Here is an 18,145-nt window from a genome sequence, read left to right on the forward strand (position 1 = left end):
ATTACTTCTTGCGAGCAACCTTCGGGTCGAAATCATCGGCGACATCATCGCTATCAAACGACAGCTTCGGCTCTGCATCCAGATCACTGCCATCCGAGAGGAAAAGCCGCTCCACAAAATGCGTAAATCGACCGCCCTTCACAACGGGACAACTCAATTCGGCCGCCCCGTCCGGAGCAACCATCAAGTAGTATACAGTCCAGCCTTTCTCGTCGGCTTGATGGACCGGAGCATAGCTAGGCAGGCCACCAAACAGGTCATTGCCCGCGCAAAGACGCTCCGCGCCAGCTCCCTTGCTGGAACGCGGCTTCGGGTCATGGTGATCGCTGCAGGCGATGTCGACGTTCGCAAAGACGATCTTGATGCGCCTTGCCTCATTCCGGATTGTTTCGACACCATTTGTCCGGTCAAGAACCCAATCGGCTCCGACAAACTCATTCCGAAGCGAGAAGGTGCCATAGTGATAAGAGAACGTCCCGGCTGCATTGGCTGGGAAAAATAGGGTCGCATCAGCCGCCGCGCCGACGGCTATGTTCCGAGCAACGAGAAGCTTGGCCCTTTCAAGCTGCAGGTACTCAAGGCGCGGTAGAACCTCCCATTCTTCCCGGAGAACGCGCGTCGGAATCATTTGGGGCATGTGGATAGCTCCGTGTTAACGAATCTTACCATACCGTATGGTTTAAATTATTAACACGCAAGCGCTATTTCTGATTGCCCAACGCTTTTCCGCAGCCTTTTTGGCGATCTCAGCGCGACGCTCTGGCGTCATATTCTCGGCCGCTTCTTTCCGCTCTGCGCCAAGGGCCTTGGCAGTGGGGTCCTTGCCGTCGTCAATCACATCGTCAGCTTTCTCGCCTGTCGCAATGCGCAGGACGCGGACGGCGTTACCGATCACGTCGGCGGGGCGCTTCTGGCCTTAGGTCCGGTGGGCACTCCTAGTTCTCCGCATGGCTAAAAACGACAGCGCCGTTGTCCTTACGAACTTCAACGGACACGATTCCATCGTCACCCTTTCGGGTTTGGAACATGGAGGTTGCATGATCTTTCGCGGTCTTCTCGTCGTCGAAGATCACCTTGTCGACGATGCCCTGTCTTCCATACCAGATGACAGTGTAGACCATTGTTGCTGCCATGCTTTCCGCTAAGCATATAGGCGTTTTCGCATATGGGGCAAACGGGATAGGCGCTTCCGCGTATTTCAAAACTGAGACACTACCGAGCGGGGTAAAGGGTTGCGCGAATGATGAATATGAGCAGCGCGCCGCCCCTCATCCGCCTGCCGGCACCTTCTCCCCGTATAGAGACGGGCCGCCGCCACTCCCACCCAACCGTTTCTTAATGTGTCTCCGCTACACCCAACCCTTGTAAATTGGCGGAAAACGGAGTTTGATCGGGGTGCGCTTTTCCGCGGCGACGACAGCCGGGCGGTTCCTGCCGCAGCGCCTTGCGCTGCGCATAAGGCCGCTGCTTGGCCTGATCGATGCCGTCCTGTTCAGCGCCGGCGCGCGCGGCGAGGCCGGCCGCATGTCGCTGATCGCCTTTTCGGTCCGCATCGTCAGCGCCGTCATCGCCTTCGTCAGCCAGGTTTTGATGGCGCGCTGGATGGGCTCGTTCGAATACGGCATTTTCGTGCTCGTGTGGGTGACGATGGTCATCGTCGGCAATCTCGCCTGCCTCGGCTTTCACACCTCGATCATCCGCTTCATTCCCGAATATCGCGAGCGCGGCATGATGGCCGAATTGCGCGGCATCGTGCGGGCCAGCCGGCTGTTCGTGCTGGTTGCCTCGACGCTGATCGCCGGCCTCGGCGCGCTCGGCGTCTGGCTGCTGTCGCCCTTTATCGAAGACTACTATGTCGTGCCGTTCATCCTCGGCATCATCTGCCTGCCGATGATCGCCATGTCCGACCTGCTGCAAGGGCTGGCGCGGGCCAATTCCTGGGCGCTGTTTGCGCTGTCGCCGACATTCCTGGTGCGGCCGCTGCTGATCCTGGCGTTCATGGCGCTGATGCTGCTGGCGGGCTATGCGCCGGACGCCAGAACGGCGATCTTCGCCGCGATCGCCGCCACCTATGCCACCACGCTCGGCCAGCTCATCGGCGTGACGTCGCGTATCGACAAAAGGATCCCGGCCGGACCGATGAAGCTGCATTTCGGCCAATGGTTCATCGTCTCGCTGCCGATCTTCCTGGTCGAGAGCTTCTTCTTCCTGCTCACCAATGCCGACGTGCTGATGGTCGGAGCCTATCTCGATCCCAACGACGTCGCCGTCTATTTCGCCACCGTCAAGACGCTGGCGCTGGTGCATTTCGTCTATTTCGCGGTCAAGGCCGGCGTTGCCCAGCGCTATGCCCGGTTCACCCATGGCGAGCCACAAAAGCTCGCCGCCTTCGCCCGCGAAACCGTGTCGTGGACCTTCTGGCCGTCGCTGGCGATGGCGCTGCTCGTGCTGGCGCTGGGCGAGCCGATGCTGACCCTGTTCGGCCCGGAATTTTCCGCCGGCTATCCGCTGCTGTTCCTGCTGGTGCTCGGCGTCGTCGCGCGGGCCGCCGTCGGCCCTTGCGAAAGCCTGCTCACCATGAGCGGCAACCAGAACATCTGTGCCGCCGTCTACGCCCTGACGCTGGCCTTCAACATCGCGCTTAGCGTCGTGCTGATCCCGCTCTTCGGTCTGTGGGGCGCGGCGATGGCCACCGTCTTCGCCATGATCTTCGAGGCCGGCGCGCTGTCCTTTACGGTCTGGCGCAAGCTCGGCATCGTCATGGTCATTTTCGTGCCCGCCAAAGGAGCCGCCTGATGGCTGCCGTCCCCTTGCTCGAGGAAACCAGCGGCGGCCCGGCCGGCGCCATGGTGTCCGGCCTTGCCGGGCTTGCCCGCGAAGCCGACCCCGCCCATGTCGAGATCCTCGCCAACAACCGGCCCGAGCGCAAGCTTGCCATCTATCCGGCCTCCGCCGGCTTCGACCTGGTCGAGGAGCTCGACTATCTCTGTACCCGCACGATCGAGTCCAACGTCTTCTTCAATCCGCGCTTCCTGGCGCCGGCCATGCCCAGGCTCGAGGACCGCGAGGTGCGGCTGGCCGTCATCCGGGACGGTGACCAGTATCGCAACCGGCTGCGCCTGCTGGTGCCGTTCTCGGTCGAGCGACCGGTGGCGCCGCTCGGGGTTCCCGTCATGCGCACCTGGTCGAGCCCGTTCGGCCCGATCGGCACGCCCCTGGTCGACCGCGACGATCCGATCGGCGTGATCGAGGATTTCTTCGCGATGCTGTCCAGGCCGCATCTCAAGCTGCCAAAGGTCTTCGTGCTGCCCGACATAAGGCTGGATGGCCCGGTGGCGAGCCTGCTCGCCAGCGTCGCCGAAACGCGCGGCCTGACGCTGGTCACCACCGGCAAGGCCGAGCGCCCGGTGCTCGAAAGCGAGCTCGACGGCGAGGAATATCTGAAAGCTTCGCTGCGCGCGCACCATTATCGCGAGTTCCGCCGCCTGAAGCGCCGCCTCGCCGACCTCGGCCGGCTGGAGCATGTCGTGGCGCGCGGGCCGGACGAGATCCGCCACGCCATCGAAAATTTCCTGACGCTGGAGGCTGCCGGCTGGAAAGGCCGCGAGCGCACCGCCATGGCCATCGACCGCTACCGCGCCGCCTTCGCCCGCGAAGCGGTGCACCGGCTGGCCGAGCAGGATCTCTGCCGCATCCATTCGCTGACGCTCGACGGCCGCACCATCGCCTGCCTGGTCGTCTTTGTGGAGGCCGGCGTCGCCTACACCTGGAAGACCGCCTATGACGAGACGCTCGCTGCCTATTCGCCGGGCACGCTGCTGATGATCGAGGTGACCAGGCAGCATCTCGACGACCCCAACATCATGATGACCGATTCCTGCGCGGTGCCCGACCATCCGGTGATGAGCCGGCTGTGGAGCGAACGCAAGCCGATGGGCACGCTGGTGATCGGTCTGACGCCGGACGCCGACCGCCCCGCCCGCCAGGCGGCGTCGCAGCTTCACCTCTACCGCGAAACCCGCAACATGGCGCGCCTGCTGCGCAACCGGATGAGGAGCCTGCTGCGCCGGCGCTAGTGCATGGGGTCCAAAGTGGGCCCGACCGTCCGTCTCCGCACCGTCGGCCCGCTCGGGCCTAGGTCGTCAGGGTTAATTCTCCCGATCAGCGGAAAGGATTAGCATCGACGCAGTCCCAACCGGGATGAGGCGATCAATTAAGGCCGCGCGTCCAGCATCACTGCCGCCTCGGTCCTGCACGGCCAGAAGAAAAAAATCCGGGAGGAATGCATGATGAAAACAACTCACCTCAGGCGTGTCGGTATCCTCGCCTTGGCAGGTCTCGTTGGCGCGTGTCTGAACGCCGCCACTCCTCGGGCGGCCGAACCCGACAAAGCCGAGATCGATGCCCTGCGTAAATCGCTGTCCAGGTATGAAGACTACAAGGTTGCCATTCGCGAGCTTTATCTATCGACGGTAGGATGCGTCTCCTACAGCGGCGAAAAGGTAGAGGGGGCGATGGACTACCCGAAGGGCGCGATGGGCATCCATTTCGTCAATGTCACGACTGTCGGCCCGACCGCGGATCCGACGCGTCCCAATGTGCTGATCTATGAGCCGGTCGGCGGCGAATTGCGCCTGGTCGGCGTGGAATGGCTCGTGCCCTTGACGCCCGACACCAAGGAGCCGCCGAAGCTTTTCGGCCAGACATTCATGGGGCCCATGGAGGGGCATTATCCGCTCATCCCGAAGGAGTTCCACCACTACGACCTTCACGCCTGGCTGTTCAAGGACAACCCGCTCGGAATGTTCAGCCCGACGAACCCGGACGTGAAATGCGACAATTATGCATTCCCGATGCCGGAGCAGCCGACCAAGATGGTGCCGGGGCCGATGTGAGCGACCTCGTTACCGCCTGAGGCTGTCGGAGGGGCCGGCCGCGGCCTCAATAGCAGTTATCCCAGGAGGGCTCCTGGATAACGCCAGCCGGGCTCGCTTGAGCGGCCGGATATGGCCTATCCTAACTTTTATCCGGCGGTTAGCCAGGACGCTCGTTGCTCTCGGTCGATTCCCGAAAGCCGTGTCATTGGACCTGGCCGCAGCCTCGCTCCGATCGCCGTCGCGAAGCGACATGACATCGCCCTGGCCGACGCTGTCGGCAGGACGTCACGAAGCGGACGCGGTGACTTTGGGGCGTCCGAACTCGACGTCCCAGCTGCGCTCCTGGGGTGCGGCTTCGCCATTCAGGCCGAGTTTGGGGAAAAGCAATTCAGCGACGTTGAACGCCTCTTCCAGATGCGGATAGCCGGACGCGATGATGGTTTCGATGCCGATCTCCTGATACTCGCGAATGCGCGCGGCAACATTGTCGGGATTGCCGACCAGGGCCGTTCCCGCACCACCACGCACCAGCCCCGGTCCCGCCCATAGATTCGGGCCGACGACCAGCCGGTCGCGGCGGCCTTGATGGAGCGCCGACATGCGCTTTTGGCCGACGGATTCCGAAATGTGGACAAATCCCTTCTGGGCTTCGGCGATCAGGTCGTCGGTGACGTGGCTGATCAGCCGGTCGGCCGCCGCCCACGCCTCATCCTCCGTCTCACGTACGATCAGGTGAATGCGAAGGCCGAAGCGCATCATGCGGCCTTGCGCCGCTGCGGCTTCCCTGACGCGGGCGATCTTTTCGGCAAGCTGGTCCACCGGTTCACCCCAGCTCAGATAGGTGTCCACGTGCTTGGCGGCGATCGCGATGCCGGCATCCGAAGAGCCTCCGAACCAGAGTGGCGGATGCGGCCGCTGAACCGGCGGGAAGGAAATGTCGGTGCCGTGGGCGGAAAGGTACTTGCCCTCGAAATCCGCCGGCTCGCCCGAAAGGATCCGCCGCCAGATCGTCAGGAACTCGTCGGTCTGTGCATAGCGCTCGTCATGACCGAGCTTGTTGCCGTCGCCGGCGAGATCGGCCGGGTCGGCACCGGTGACGACATTGAGCAGGACACGACCGCCGGAAATGCGGTCCAGAGTGGCTGCATGACGCGCAAACAGCGCCGGTGTACCGCTGCCCGGCCGAAGTGCCACGAGGAACTTCAGCCGTTCGGTGAGCGGGATCAGCCCGGCCGCCACGATCCAGGCGTCTTCACAACGCGTTCCTGTCGGCAGGAGCACGCCCTTGAAGCCAAGCCGGTCCGCAGCCTGGGCGATCTCCCTGAGATAGCCGAAGGTTGCCGGGCGGTGCCGCTCGTCCGTGCCGAGATACGGTCCATCGCCATGGGTCGGCAGATACCAGTAGAGGTCGAGCGGACGGGTGTTGCTGGACATCGGATTGTTTCCTTCAGCGATTGCGGAATGTCTACGCAAGCGTCAGATCTTGCCCTTCCAGGGGATGAGGCGATGCTCCAGCCAGCGCATGCCGCTGGTAAAGGCGAAGGCAAGGATGGCGATGACGATGAGGCCGACGAAGACGACGTCGGTGGCGAGGAAATTGGCCGCCGACATGATCATGTAGCCAAGGCCCGACTGGGCCGCGATCAGCTCGGCCGCTACCAGCGTGGACAATCCGGCGCCGATGGCAATCTTCAGGCCGGTCATGATTTCCGGCAACGCGGACGGCAGGATGATGCTGGTGAAAAGTTGCAGCCGGCTCGCACCGAGCGACAGCGCGGCATTGATGCGTTCGGCCGGCACCGACCGGACGCCGGCCTGTGCGGCAAAACAGATCGGGGCGAAGGTCGACAGCGACAGGAGCACGATCTTGGACGTTTCGCCGATGCCCAGCCAGATGATCAGCAGCGGCAGGTAGGCCAAAGGCGGCAGACCCCAGTAGAGATCGATCGGAACGCTGAAGATGCCCTTGACCCAGCGATTGAGTCCCATCAGCAGGCCGAGCGGAACGCCCAGGAAAATGCCGACACCGAGCGCCGCGGCGATGCGGCCGAGGCTGGCGAGTGTGTGCTCGAGGAGCGTACCGTTGGCATACCCATCGGCCCAGACGGCGCTGAACTGGGTCAGTACCTCGGCGGGCGACGGCAGGAACAACGGCGACGCCCAGCCGAAGCGCGTGGCCAAAAACCACAAGGCGATGAGCGACGCCAGGGTGACCAGGCTGATGCCGAGCGTGCTTGTCGAAGCGGACCGGCGCGTCTTGGGAGACGGCGCGCGTTGAGCTATCGAAGACGAAAAAGAGGTTCCGGAATTGGCGGCGAGCGTCATTGCAAGGTTCCTGTGCGGGCGCCTTCCGGCTGGTGGATGAGCGAGCGGATTTCCTGCCGCAGTTCGATGAAACGCGGGTGGGACTGGATCGGCCCGATGTCGCCGCTCTCAGCGAAGTCGCGAACGAAGTCGGCGTCGAACCGGGCAACGATGCGGCCTGGTCGAGGCGACATCACAACGATGGTGGTGCCGAGCGTGAGGGCTTCCTCGATCGAATGGGTAATGAACAGGATCTGCTTGCCGGTCTTGGCCCAGACCGAGGCCAGAAGCTGCTGCATCGTCTCGCGCGTCAGGCTGTCGAGGGCGCCGAACGGCTCGTCCATCAGCAGGATCTTCGGATCGGTGGCCAGCGCCCGCGCGATGCCGACGCGCTGGCGCATGCCGCCGGACAGTTCATAGGGCGGCTTTTCGGCGAAATCGGCGAGCCCGACCAGTTCCAGCAGACGCCTCGATCGCTCATGGCGTTCGCCGCGCCGCACGCCCCGGTATTTCAGGCCGAGAGCGACATTGTCCAGCACATTGGCCCAGGGCAGCAAGGTATCTTTCTGGAAGACGACGCCACGATCGCCGCCGGGCGCGACAATTTCTTTTCCGTCCAGTGTGATCGTGCCTTCGGTGAGCGGCAGGAAGCCGGCGATCGCGTTGAGCAATGTCGACTTGCCGCATCCGGAAGCACCAACCGCGACAACGATGGAATCTGGAGCGATATCGAGCGAGACGTGATCAAGCGCGTGTACGTCCTGGCCATCCGAGGCCGGAAAGGTCACGCTGGCATCGCGGATCCGAAGCATGGTGGGCCTCCAAGCAGTCTGGCTGGCGAGAATTCCGCCAGCCAGAACCTGAATTTCGTCAGGTGATTTCTAGTTCGAGGCCTTGGCAGCGTCTGCGTATTCCGGATCGGCGAACGCGGCGTAGCTGTCCTTGATGGCGGTGATCTTGTGCTGGTCCTTCAGGAAGCCTGCGGTGTCCTTGAGGATTTTCGCAACGGCGCTCTTGTCGCCACCGCCCAGCCATTTGTCGGACACCTGCTCGTCGAGCGGCGGAACCACAGTCGTCTTCAACTGCTCCGAATTCTCGGCCGCCGTGCCGCCCTGCAATTTGGCGATCAGCTTGGCGCTCTCTGAGTCCGGTCCCCATGCGGCCGGGTTGCTCAGGTAGGCGGTGTTGTAGCCGTCGATCAGCCGGACATACTGGCCGAGGAAGTCGGGATTGGCCTTGGCGAACTCGCCGGTCACGACCAGCGCGCTGAAGGTCGGCGCGCCACGGTCGGCGACCTGGCCGGCTGTGAGCAGAACCTTGCCGTCCTTTTTGAGTTCAGAGAGTGCCGGATCCCAGACGAAGGCCCCGTCAATGTCGCCGCGCTTCCAGGCAGCGACGATTTCGGGCTGCGGAATGGCGATGACCTGGGTTTCTTTCTCCGAAATGCCTTCCTGCTTGAGGACGGCGAGAAGCTGGTAATGGTCCGTCGATACTGGCGCGGCCGCGAGCTTCTTGCCCCGCAGGTCGGCCGGCGACTTGATATCGGGCCGCACCACCAGGGCTTCTCCGTCACGGGAGACCGAGGAGATGTAGAAGGCCTTCACGTCGATGCCCCTGCTGACGGCTGCGGCGAACGGGCTTGATCCGACATCGCCGATCTGGACGTCGCCGGATGCGATGGCAGCAAAGATGTCAGCACCGGAATTGAAGCGGCGGTATTCGATGTTCCAGCCGGTTTTCTTGGCAAGATCGCCGTTGGCAATACCGAGGTTGTAGGGATTGGCACCGGTCTGGTAGGCGATGACGACTTTCTTGTCGTCGGCATGCGCTGCAGCGGATGTGGCCGCTATGGCAAGCCCGACAAGGGCGGCGGAAATAAGTTTTCGCATGGAGCCTTAATCCTTTTGAACAGAGGGCAAACCCCTCGACCGCCCTATTCAAAGAGCGTTGGATTAAAGTCCACTGATATTATAGACTTAGATAGCAATGGAATTCTTAAAATCAGCTCGCGCTTAAAAAAGAATTCGGATTTAGACGGCACCCTGTCGCCCGCGGGATTATTCAGGCGCAAAATGCGGAGTGCTTACGGGCCGCGCCTTGGCCATATATCGCCTATCAGGCACTTGCCTTGGCACTTTATCCGTCAGCCCGAAGCCGCCCGGACCGGTTGGCTCTTCGGCTGGCGCGCTGAAAGCAGGGCAACGAATTGATCCACGGCCTGCCCGGCCCGCGCCAGAACCAGCGAATCTACGAGCTTGCCGTCGGCAAAGTCGCTGTCACTGCCATAGACGGCGCTCGGCACCGTCAGGGCGGAGTAAAAGCCAAACAGCGGGCGAAGCTGATGTTCGACTACCAGCGCGTGGCGCTGGCCACCACCCGTCGCGCCGATCAGGACCGGCCGGTCGACGAGCGCCAGTGGATCGATGAGGTCGAACAGATGCTTGAACAGGCCAGCATAGGAGCCGTTGTAGACCGGCGTCGTGACGATCAGCGCGTCGGCCTGTTCGACCGCGTTTACCACATTCAGCGCCTCCGGCGTCAATTCCCTTCGCGTAAACGCAGCACCCAGACCACGGCCGGCATCGACAAGATCGAGGAAATTTACTGTGACAGACAATCTTTCGCGCAGCGCCTCGCCGAGATGATGCGCCAGCGTCCGCGACTTCGACGGCCTGTGGGTGTTGCCCGAAAGCACGACGATGTTCTGGCGCAGCCGTTCGACGTGGAAATTCATGGGCTCTCTCATCTGTCCAAAGCAATTGGAAACGCGGGCGGGGCCGCCGGCCCCGCCATTTCGTCGGCGACCGTCAGGCGGCGCGCAGAGGCCGTGTCAGCGGGATCGGCGCGGCCGGCTCCGAACGCGGCACGCGGCCTTCGACCGGATGGCTCGGATCATTGAACCCATGCGTTGAGGCATGACCGGCGGTGACGAGGCGGTCGACAAAGGCCTCGTCCTCGGCGCTCAGCCTGAAGTCCAATGCCTTCGCATAGCTGTCCCACTGTTCCTCGGTACGCGGGCCGGCGATCGCCGCCGTGATCAGCCGGTTGTTCAACACCCAGGCCAGCGCGAAATCGGCGGCCGAGACGCCGCGCGACTTTGCGTGCGCCGCGATCTGCCTGGCGATCTCGATCGATTCCGGGCGCCACTCGGTCTCGGCGATGCGCTTGTCGCCACGGCCGGCCCGCGTGTCGGCGGCAGGCGCCTGGTTCGGCTCGTATTTGCCGGTCAGCACGCCGCGCGCCAGCGGGCTGTAGGAGACGACGCCAAGACCGTAATAGGCAGCCGCCGGCAGCTGTTCGGCCTCGGCGGTGCGGTTGACGATGTTATAGAGCGGCTGGCTGGCCACCGGCCGGTCGATGCCGTGTTCATCGGCCAGATGCGCGACTTCGGCGATGCGCCAGCCACGAAAGTTGGAGACGCCGAAATAGCGCAGCTTGCCCTGGCGGATCAGGTCGGCGATCGCCCGCACCGGCTCTTCCAGCGGCGCATCGAAGACGGCGCGGTGGAAGTAGAACAGGTCGATATAGTCTGTTCCCAGGCGCCGCAGGCTGTTCTCGACCGTCTGGATCACCCATTTGCGCGAATGGCCGCCGAGATTAGGCCCCTTGTCATGCGAGTTGACGAACTTGGTCGCCACGACCCAATGATCGCGCGTCGCCTTGATGCCGCGACCGACGACTTCCTCGGACTTGCCGTTGTGGTAGACGTCGGCGGTGTCGATGAAGTTGATGCCTTGCTCGCGCGCCTTGTCGATGATGCGATGCGCGACCGTCTCCTCGGTCGGCCCGCCGAACATCATCGTGCCCAGGCTGAGCGGCGAAACCTTCAGGGCGCTGCGGCCAAGATAGCGGTAGTCGGACATTTTTCTGCTCCGTTGAATTTCAGTTGATGGTTGGTTCGGCGTAGTGGCAGGCGACATGGTGTCCCGGCGCGATCGCCCGGAACGCCGGTTCCTGCGAACGGCACAGATCGGTCGCCAGCGGGCAGCGGGTATGGAAACGGCAGCCGCTGGGGATGTTCTGCGGGCTTGGCAGATCGCCATGGATCGGCGCGGCCTGACGTCGGCGCGCCGGGTCCGGCACGGCATCCATCAGCGCGCGCGTGTAGGGATGCTTTGGCGAGGTCCACAGCGCCGCATTGTCGGCGCTTTCGACAATGCGTCCGAGATACATCACCAGCACCCGGTCGGCGAAATAGCGAACGACTGATAGATCGTGCGAAATGAAGAGATAGGACAGGCCGAGCTGACGTTTCATGTCGACCAACAGGTTCAGAATCTGCGCCTGGATCGAAAGGTCGAGCGCCGACACCGGCTCGTCGCACACAACCAGTTCCGGATTGAGGATCAGCGCGCGGGCGATGCCGATGCGCTGGCGTTGCCCGCCGGAAAATTCATGCGGGTAGCGGCCAAGCGAATCCCTCGGCAGACCGACACGCTCGATGATGTCCTCGACGATGGTGCGCCGCTCGGCCGTGTTGCCGATGCCATGGACCTTCAGTGGTGCTGTCAGGATGTCGCCGATCGTGTGGCGCGGATTGAGCGATGCGAACGGATCCTGGAAGATCATCTGGATAGTACGGCGCGCCGCCTTCAGCCGGCGCGCGTCGAGAACGGTGATGTCGGTGCCGTTGAACTCGATCCTGCCGCTAGTCGGGTCGACCAGCCGCATGATGGTCTTGCCTAGCGTCGATTTTCCGCAACCGCTTTCGCCGACGAGACCAACCGTCTCGCCGCGTCCGACTTCGAGGGATACGCCATCGACGGCCCGCAGCGTGCCGCCCTGGGCGTGGAAATGGGTGGAAAGGTCAGAGACCGAGAGCAGCGCCATGCGCAACCTCCGGAATGAAGCTGTAGGGGCAGGCGACTAGACGATCCTCGCTCACCTCGACGAGGTCGGGTACGAAATGGGCGCAGCTGTCGCGCGCCACCGCGCAGCGCGGCCGGAACGGGCAGCCCTTTTCGCCGGCGGCCGAGACGATACTGCCGGGAATTTCCGTCAACCTGGCGTCGCGGTAGTGGAGATTGGTCTTCAGCCGCGGCGACGCCGCCAGCAGGCCGCGCGTATAGGGGTGAAGGGGTGTTCTGAACAGTGCGTCCGGCAGCGCCTGCTCAACCTTGCGGCCGGCATACATGACGACGACCTTGTCGGCCCATTGTGCGACGACACCAAGATCGTGGGTGATGAGCATGACAGCCATCGACAGTTCGCGGCGCAGCGTATCGAGCAGGTCGAGCACCTGCGCCTGGATGGTCACGTCGAGCGCCGTCGTCGGTTCGTCGGCAATCAGCAGGCGCGGCCGGCAGGCGACGGCGATGGCAATCATGATGCGCTGGCGCATGCCGCCGGAAAGCTGGTGCGGATAGTCATCGATGCGCCGCTGCGGATCGGGAATGCGAACCAGATTGAGAAGCTCGATGGCACGGTTCCGCGCTGCCTTGCCGCGTATGCCTTCGTGCAGCGTCAGCACCTCGGTGATCTGCCGGCCGATGGTCAGCACCGGATTGAGCGACGTCATCGGCTCCTGGAAGATCATGGCGATCTCGCGTCCGCGCAGGCTCCGCATAGCCTTCTGGTCGAGACCGAGCAGATCCTTGCCGGCGAATTCGATCCTGCCATTGGGTATTTTCGCCGAGCGCGGCAGAAGCTGCATCAGGGCGAGCGCGGTCAGCGACTTGCCGGAGCCTGATTCACCAACGATCGCCAGCGTCTCGCCCTCACCGACCTCGAAGCTCAGCCGGCTGACCGGCTCGGTGGTCGGGAAGCGAACCGTCAGATTGTCGATCCTGAGCAAAGGAGCCGCCATCTCTATCGCTCCTGTGAGAAGCGCGGGTTGAGCGCGTCGTTGAGGCCGTCACCGATCAGGTTCAGCGCCAGCACGGTAAAGACGATCGCCAGTCCCGGAAGCGCTGTCAGATACCAAGCGGTGCGGATCAATTCCCTGCCCGCTCCGATCATCGAGCCCCAGCTGACGACGTTGGGATCGCCGAGGCCCATGAAGGACAGCGCCGATTCCATCAGGATCGCGGTCGCCACCATCACCGACGAGGTCACGATCAACGGCGGCAGCGCATTGGGCAGGATCTCGCGGAAGATAATGCGGGCATGGCCGTAGCCGAGGCTGCGGGCGGCCATGACGAAATCCTTCTCGCGGATGGCCCGGAATTCGGCGCGGGTCAACCGCGCCACCGTCGGCCAGGTGATGACGGCGATCGCCACTGTCACGACAGGCGCGGTCGGCTGCGCGATCGCCACCATGACGACCAGTAGCACGAAGCTCGGTATGGTCTGAAAGATCTCGATCAGGCGCACCAGCAGGTCGTCGATCCAGCCGCCGAAGTAGCCGGCGGCGGCGCCGACCAGGATGCCGAAGCTGAGGCCGAGCGCGGTCGCCACCAGGCCGACGAACAGTGAAATCCGCGCGCCATGCAGAATGCCGGAAAGCACATCGCGGCCCATGGAGTCCGTGCCCAGCGGGAAGGCTGGGTTCTGGCCCGGCCACAGGAAGGGCCGCGCCACCATCGATAGCGGATCGGCCGGATAGAGGACTGGTGCCAGCAGTGCGGCCAGCACGACCAGTGACAGGAACACAACGCCGAACATGGCGTTGGGATTGCGCAGGAAAACCTTCAGCGCACGCCCGCCAGCGGCTATCGGCACCGACGCTGCCGAAGCGGAGCGTGCGTCGGGCGCGTGGAGATTGCTCCAGCTCTTTGCCTCGGGCTCAGGCGGTGCCGCAGGCCCGCGGGCATCGGCATGGAGACGGCGGGAACGGGCATCGCCCGCGGCGAAATCGGTGGAAGCCATCAGCGTACTCCGATGCGGGGATCGAGCCAGGCGTGCAGAAGATCGACGGTCGCGTTGGCGATGATGACCAGCAGCGACGACAACAGCAGGATGCCGAGCAGCACGGTGAAATCGCGGCCCATGACCGCTTCGAAGGCGAGACGCCCGAGGCCGGGCCAGGAATAGACAGTCTCGACAACCACGGCGCCGCCGAGCATGCCGCCGACATGCATGCCGGCCATGGTGGTAATGGGGATCAGCGCGTTGCGCAGGACATGGCGAATGGTGATGAAGGCCGGCGGCAGGCCCTTGGCTGCGGCGGTGCGCACGTAGTCCTGCGACTGGACCTCCAGCATCGCCGCTCGTGTCAGCCGCGCATAGATCGCCACGTAGAACAGCGCCAGCGACAGTGCCGGCAGGATCATGTAGCGCGCCCTGTCCCAGAGCCCGGCAAGGCCGGTCAGGTTGCTGCCGATGGTTCCCGAGCCGCCGCTCGGCAGCCAGCCGAGCTTGACCGAAAACAGCACGATCAGCATCAAGCCGATCCAGAAACCCGGGATTGAATAGAACAGCAGCGAAATAACGGAGAGCACACGATCCGGCAGGCGCCCGGCAAACACCGCCATCACCGATCCAAGGGCGAGGCCGAGCACAATGGCGACGGCCAGAGCCACCGCCATCAGCACTAGCGTGCCGGGCAGCCGCTGGCCGATCAGGTCGGCGACCGGCATGCCGTAGCGCGGCGAAAAGCCGAGGCTGAAATGCGCCAGATTGTAGAGATAGTTGAACAGCTGGACGAGAAGCGGATTGTCGAGCCCGAAGCGCTGGCGAAGCGCCGCCATCGTTTCGACAGTGGCCGAGCCAGCCTCGCCGGCCATGACATCGGCGGCATCGCCGGGCGCGAGCTGCAGCAGGAAGAAGTTCAGGATGACGATGCCCAGAACGGTCGGCACCGCCTGGATGGCGGTGCGCCGGAAGGTTCTGCCAATGCGCGTCAGGGTCGACATCGTTTTCGCTATCCCGGCTGTGGCTGACGATGCGGGTTTGCTGTTTCCCGGAAAGTTCCGCGCTTTTTAGTTGACAAGATTTATAGACATTGTCAAACCTGATTTAAGAAATTTTATCCTGCAAATGGCTTCATTGCAGAATAGAATTTTATTTCATACTACAAACTTAGCTGTTTGAAGTATGAAATCTTAAGCGCGGGAGCAGGTCGGCCAAATCTTTTCGCAAACGGGCCCGCTCTTGGAACGACGGATTTTTAGCCTGGTGGCCGACGATCGGCCGATCGGGTCCGGCAGCAAAAAAGGACCAGGACGCTATGTCTCATTTCCTCAGTCCGAACCGCCGCAGGTTCCTCGGCATCTCGGCGGCCGCGCTCGGAGCGACCCTGTTGCCTGCATCGCGCAGCGCCTACGCCGCCGAGCCGAAACAGGGTGGAACGGCGACGCTGGTGCTCTCGGCTGAGCCGCCTGTGCTGACGACCATCGCCCACACGGCATTCAATTCGGTCTACGTCTCGGCAAAGACCACCGAGGGCCTGCTGACCTATTATTTGGATCTCACGCCGCGCCCATCCCTGGCCAGACAATGGTCAGTCAGTGGCGATGGGCTGCAATACACCTTCAAGCTGCGCGAAGGCGTGAAGTGGCATGATGGCCAGCCGTTCACCGCCGCCGACGTCGCCTATTCGATCACCACGATCAGAGAGGTTCATCCGCGCGGCCGCAACACCTTCCTCAACCTTGTAGACATCCAGACGCCGGATCCGCTGACCGTAACGCTGGTTCTGTCGAGGCCGGCGCCTTACCTGATCACGGCCCTGGCTGCGGCCGAAACGCCAATCGTGCCGAAGCACCTCTATGACGGCACAAAGGCAGCCGAAAATCCGGTCAACGTCGCTCCGGTCGGCACCGGCCCGTTCGTCTTCAAAGAATGGGTGCGCGGCAGCCACATCGTTTACGAACGCAATCCTGACTACTGGGACGCACCGCGCCCCTATCTCGACCGGTTGATCGTGCGCTTCATCCCGGACGCTTCGGCGCGCGCGCTGGCGCTGGAGACCGGCGAGATCGATCTGGCGCCGGCAACGCCGATTCCGTACAGCGATTTGCAGCGTTTTGAGACGCTGCCGCATATCGGCTTCGAGAAGCAGGGCTACCAATATTCCAATGGCATCAGCCGGGTCGAATTCAACCTGGAGAAAGCCTATTTCCAGGATGTTCGCGTCCGCCGTGCCTTCGCCCATGTCATCGACCGCAACGTCATCCGCGAGACGATCAACTATGGCTATGGCGAAACCATTCCAGGCCCGATCAACCCCAATCTGAAGAAGTGGTTCGTCGCCGACCTGAAGACCTATCCGGTCGACACGGCCGCCGCCGATAAACTGCTCGATGAAGCAGGCTTGCCGCGCGACGCCAACGGTACCCGGCTCAAGCTTGTCCACGACTATGTCCCGAGCGGCGAAACCTACAAGCGCGGCGCCGATTACATCAAGCAGGCATTGGCCGCGGTCGGGATCGAGGTCACCGTGCGCAGCCAGGATTTCGCCACCTACACCAAGCGCATCTACACCGACCGCGACTTCGACTTCACCTTCAACGGCATGAGCAATCTGTTCGACCCGACGGTAGGCGTACAGCGCCTCTACTGGTCGAAAAATTTCAAACCCGGCGTGCCGTTCTCCAACGGTTCGAAATACAGCAATGCCAAGGTCGACGAACTTCTTGAAGCGGCCGCCGTCGAGGTCGACCACGAAAAGCGCTTCGAGCAATGGGCCGCGATCCAGCAGATCCTTGTCGAGGACCTGCCCGATATCGGCATCGTCAGCCAACCGGAAATCACCCTCTACAACAGGCGCATAGCCGGTCACACGGTGGGCGCCGAGGGCAATGCCGGCTCCCTCGCAACCGCCCATATCGTCGCCTGAGCCCTGACCCGTGCGCGGTCCTTCGCACGGGTTCCCTTCCTCCACCCGAGAAAGTTCGCCATGACGCTCGCCCACAAGCCTGGTTCCATCGTCGGCACGCCCTTCTTCAAGGCGCCGACCGACTATCCGGACAGCCCGCTGTCGAAAGCGCTTCAGCAGCCGGTGCTGCTCGGGCTATTCTTGCCGATCCAGGCCGGTGGCTGGACCAACTCGACCTTGCCGCGCTCGACCGACTGGCGCTTCGACTACAATCGCGACCTGACGTTGAAGGCCGAGGAGCTTGGCTTCGACCTCGTCTTCGCGCTCAGCCAGTGGCTGCCCAAGGGCGGTTATGGCGGTGTCTTCAACGGCCAGGCGCTGGACAGTTTCGTCTCCGTCGCGGCCATGGCCGCGATCACCAAGAAGATCATGCTGATCTCGACCATGCATGTTCTCTACGGCCCGTGGCACCCGCTGCATCTGGCGAAATTCGGCGCCACACTCGACCACATCTCCGGCGGCCGCTGGGGCATCAACGTCGTCACCGGCCATCGCGCCGTCGAACATGAAATGTTCGGCTGGAACCGCATCGAGCACGACCGCCGCTATGAACTCGCCGCCGAGTTCGTCGAAGTGCTGCAGCGACTGTGGCAGGACGACGAGAATTTCTCATTCTCCGGAGAATCGAGCTGGAAGCTCAATGGCGGCTTCGTCACGCCCAAGCCGAATTATGGACGGCCGATCCTGGTCAATGCCACCGGCTCCGACGCCGGCATTTCCTTTGCCGGCCGTTATTCCGACATCGTCTTCGTCACCAGCCCGGCCGGCTCCGACATCGCCAGCGCGCTGGAAGCGCTGCCGGCGCATACGAAGAAGGTGAAGGACGCAGCCCTCGGCGTCGGCCGCACCGTGCGCACGCTGCTCAACCCGCTGGTCATCAGCAGGCCGACCGAGAAGGAGGCCTGGGCGGTCGCCGATGAGATCGTCGCCCATGCCGACAGCCGCACGCCGAAAGGCTTCCAGACCTTCAACAGCGATGCCCAGGCCTGGAAAGGACGCGAGGGCCGCGACGATCCCTACGCCAAGGTCGGCGGCAACATTTATCTCATCGGCACGCCCGAACAGATCGTCGACCAGTTCGTCAAGTTGAAGGACGCCGGCATTGACGGCCTGCAGCTGTCCTTCTTCGATTTCAAGCCTGACCTCGAATTCTTCGGCGAGAACATCCTGCCGCTGATGAAGCAGGCCGGCCTGCGCAACACCTAAG

At 63.1% G+C, this 18,145-nt stretch carries 18 protein-coding genes; 5 read left to right on the forward strand and 13 right to left on the reverse strand.

Features of this window, described 5'->3' with window-relative positions; translation table 11 throughout:
* Window position 1: 1 nt before the first annotated feature.
* The 3 genes from NKI41_RS11345 to NKI41_RS11355 are packed head-to-tail and all read right to left on the reverse strand — an operon-like array spanning window position 2 to window position 1,133.
* Window positions 2-637, reverse strand: a complete 636-nt coding sequence (locus NKI41_RS11345; protein ID WP_352683014.1) for a hypothetical protein — start codon at window positions 635-637, stop codon at window positions 2-4.
* Window positions 638-679: 42 nt separating this feature from the next.
* On the reverse strand, window positions 680-895 hold the full coding sequence (locus tag NKI41_RS11350; RefSeq protein WP_352683016.1) for an RNA-binding protein: 216 nt from the start codon (window positions 893-895) through the stop codon (window positions 680-682).
* 40 nt (window positions 896-935) lie between these two features.
* Complete coding sequence (locus tag NKI41_RS11355; protein WP_023721050.1) at window positions 936-1,133, reverse strand: hypothetical protein; 198 nt, start codon at window positions 1,131-1,133, stop codon at window positions 936-938.
* 262 nt (window positions 1,134-1,395) lie between these two features.
* Between NKI41_RS11355 and NKI41_RS11360 the strand changes: the two genes are divergently transcribed.
* The 3 genes from NKI41_RS11360 to NKI41_RS11370 all read left to right on the forward strand — a co-directional run bounded on the left by NKI41_RS11360 (window position 1,396) and on the right by NKI41_RS11370 (window position 4,895).
* Entirely contained in the window at window positions 1,396-2,796 is a 1,401-nt protein-coding gene (locus NKI41_RS11360; RefSeq protein WP_352683131.1) for a lipopolysaccharide biosynthesis protein, read from the forward strand.
* Window positions 2,796-4,076 (forward strand): GNAT family N-acetyltransferase, encoded by a 1,281-nt coding sequence (locus tag NKI41_RS11365; RefSeq protein WP_352683018.1) that lies wholly within the window; start codon window positions 2,796-2,798, stop codon window positions 4,074-4,076. The genes NKI41_RS11360 and NKI41_RS11365 overlap by 1 nt, the downstream gene beginning before the upstream one ends.
* Before the next feature lie 210 nt (window positions 4,077-4,286).
* Entirely contained in the window at window positions 4,287-4,895 is a 609-nt protein-coding gene (locus NKI41_RS11370) for a hypothetical protein (protein ID WP_352503201.1), read from the forward strand.
* Between the two features lie 267 nt (window positions 4,896-5,162).
* On the opposite strand, the gene ssuD is transcribed toward NKI41_RS11370, so the two are convergent.
* From ssuD to NKI41_RS11420, 10 genes are all read right to left on the reverse strand, one after another.
* Window positions 5,163-6,311: an FMNH2-dependent alkanesulfonate monooxygenase gene (gene ssuD / locus NKI41_RS11375; RefSeq protein ID WP_352683021.1), complete on the reverse strand. Its 1,149-nt coding sequence runs from the start codon at window positions 6,309-6,311 to the stop codon at window positions 5,163-5,165.
* 42 nt (window positions 6,312-6,353) lie between these two features.
* Window positions 6,354-7,202: an ABC transporter permease subunit gene (locus NKI41_RS11380; protein ID WP_352616933.1), complete on the reverse strand. Its 849-nt coding sequence runs from the start codon at window positions 7,200-7,202 to the stop codon at window positions 6,354-6,356.
* Complete coding sequence (locus tag NKI41_RS11385; protein ID WP_352471351.1) at window positions 7,199-7,993, reverse strand: taurine ABC transporter ATP-binding protein; 795 nt, start codon at window positions 7,991-7,993, stop codon at window positions 7,199-7,201. The genes NKI41_RS11380 and NKI41_RS11385 overlap by 4 nt, the downstream gene beginning before the upstream one ends.
* A 69-nt stretch (window positions 7,994-8,062) precedes the next feature.
* Window positions 8,063-9,070: a taurine ABC transporter substrate-binding protein gene (tauA, locus tag NKI41_RS11390; RefSeq protein ID WP_352471352.1), complete on the reverse strand. Its 1,008-nt coding sequence runs from the start codon at window positions 9,068-9,070 to the stop codon at window positions 8,063-8,065.
* Between the two features lie 254 nt (window positions 9,071-9,324).
* Window positions 9,325-9,915: an FMN reductase gene (gene msuE / locus NKI41_RS11395; RefSeq protein ID WP_352471353.1), complete on the reverse strand. Its 591-nt coding sequence runs from the start codon at window positions 9,913-9,915 to the stop codon at window positions 9,325-9,327.
* A gap of 73 nt (window positions 9,916-9,988) precedes the next feature.
* Window positions 9,989-11,044 carry an aldo/keto reductase gene (locus NKI41_RS11400; protein ID WP_352683024.1) on the reverse strand — a complete coding sequence of 352 codons (1,056 nt, stop codon included), beginning with the start codon at window positions 11,042-11,044 and terminating at the stop codon, window positions 9,989-9,991.
* A 19-nt stretch (window positions 11,045-11,063) separates the two neighbouring features.
* A complete protein-coding gene (locus NKI41_RS11405; protein WP_352683026.1) occupies window positions 11,064-12,011 on the reverse strand; it encodes an ABC transporter ATP-binding protein in 948 nt (315 codons plus the stop codon).
* Entirely contained in the window at window positions 11,989-12,987 is a 999-nt protein-coding gene (locus NKI41_RS11410; RefSeq protein ID WP_352683028.1) for an ABC transporter ATP-binding protein, read from the reverse strand. The genes NKI41_RS11405 and NKI41_RS11410 overlap by 23 nt, the downstream gene beginning before the upstream one ends.
* A 2-nt stretch (window positions 12,988-12,989) precedes the next feature.
* Window positions 12,990-13,988, reverse strand: coding sequence for an ABC transporter permease (locus NKI41_RS11415; RefSeq protein WP_352683030.1), 999 nt, complete (start codon window positions 13,986-13,988; stop codon window positions 12,990-12,992).
* Window positions 13,988-14,974, reverse strand: a complete 987-nt coding sequence (locus NKI41_RS11420) for an ABC transporter permease (protein ID WP_352683032.1) — start codon at window positions 14,972-14,974, stop codon at window positions 13,988-13,990. Before NKI41_RS11420 ends, NKI41_RS11415 begins: the two co-directional genes overlap by 1 nt.
* 314 nt (window positions 14,975-15,288) lie before the next feature.
* Between NKI41_RS11420 and NKI41_RS11425 the strand changes: the two genes are divergently transcribed.
* Complete coding sequence (locus tag NKI41_RS11425; protein ID WP_352683034.1) at window positions 15,289-16,899, forward strand: ABC transporter substrate-binding protein; 1,611 nt, start codon at window positions 15,289-15,291, stop codon at window positions 16,897-16,899.
* Window positions 16,900-16,959: 60 nt separating this feature from the next.
* A complete protein-coding gene (locus NKI41_RS11430) occupies window positions 16,960-18,144 on the forward strand; it encodes an LLM class flavin-dependent oxidoreductase (RefSeq protein WP_352471360.1) in 1,185 nt (394 codons plus the stop codon).
* Window position 18,145 lies beyond the last annotated feature (1 nt).

Source organism: Mesorhizobium sp. M0601, assembly GCF_040320845.1.
Taxonomy (GTDB): Bacteria; Pseudomonadota; Alphaproteobacteria; order Rhizobiales; family Rhizobiaceae; genus Mesorhizobium.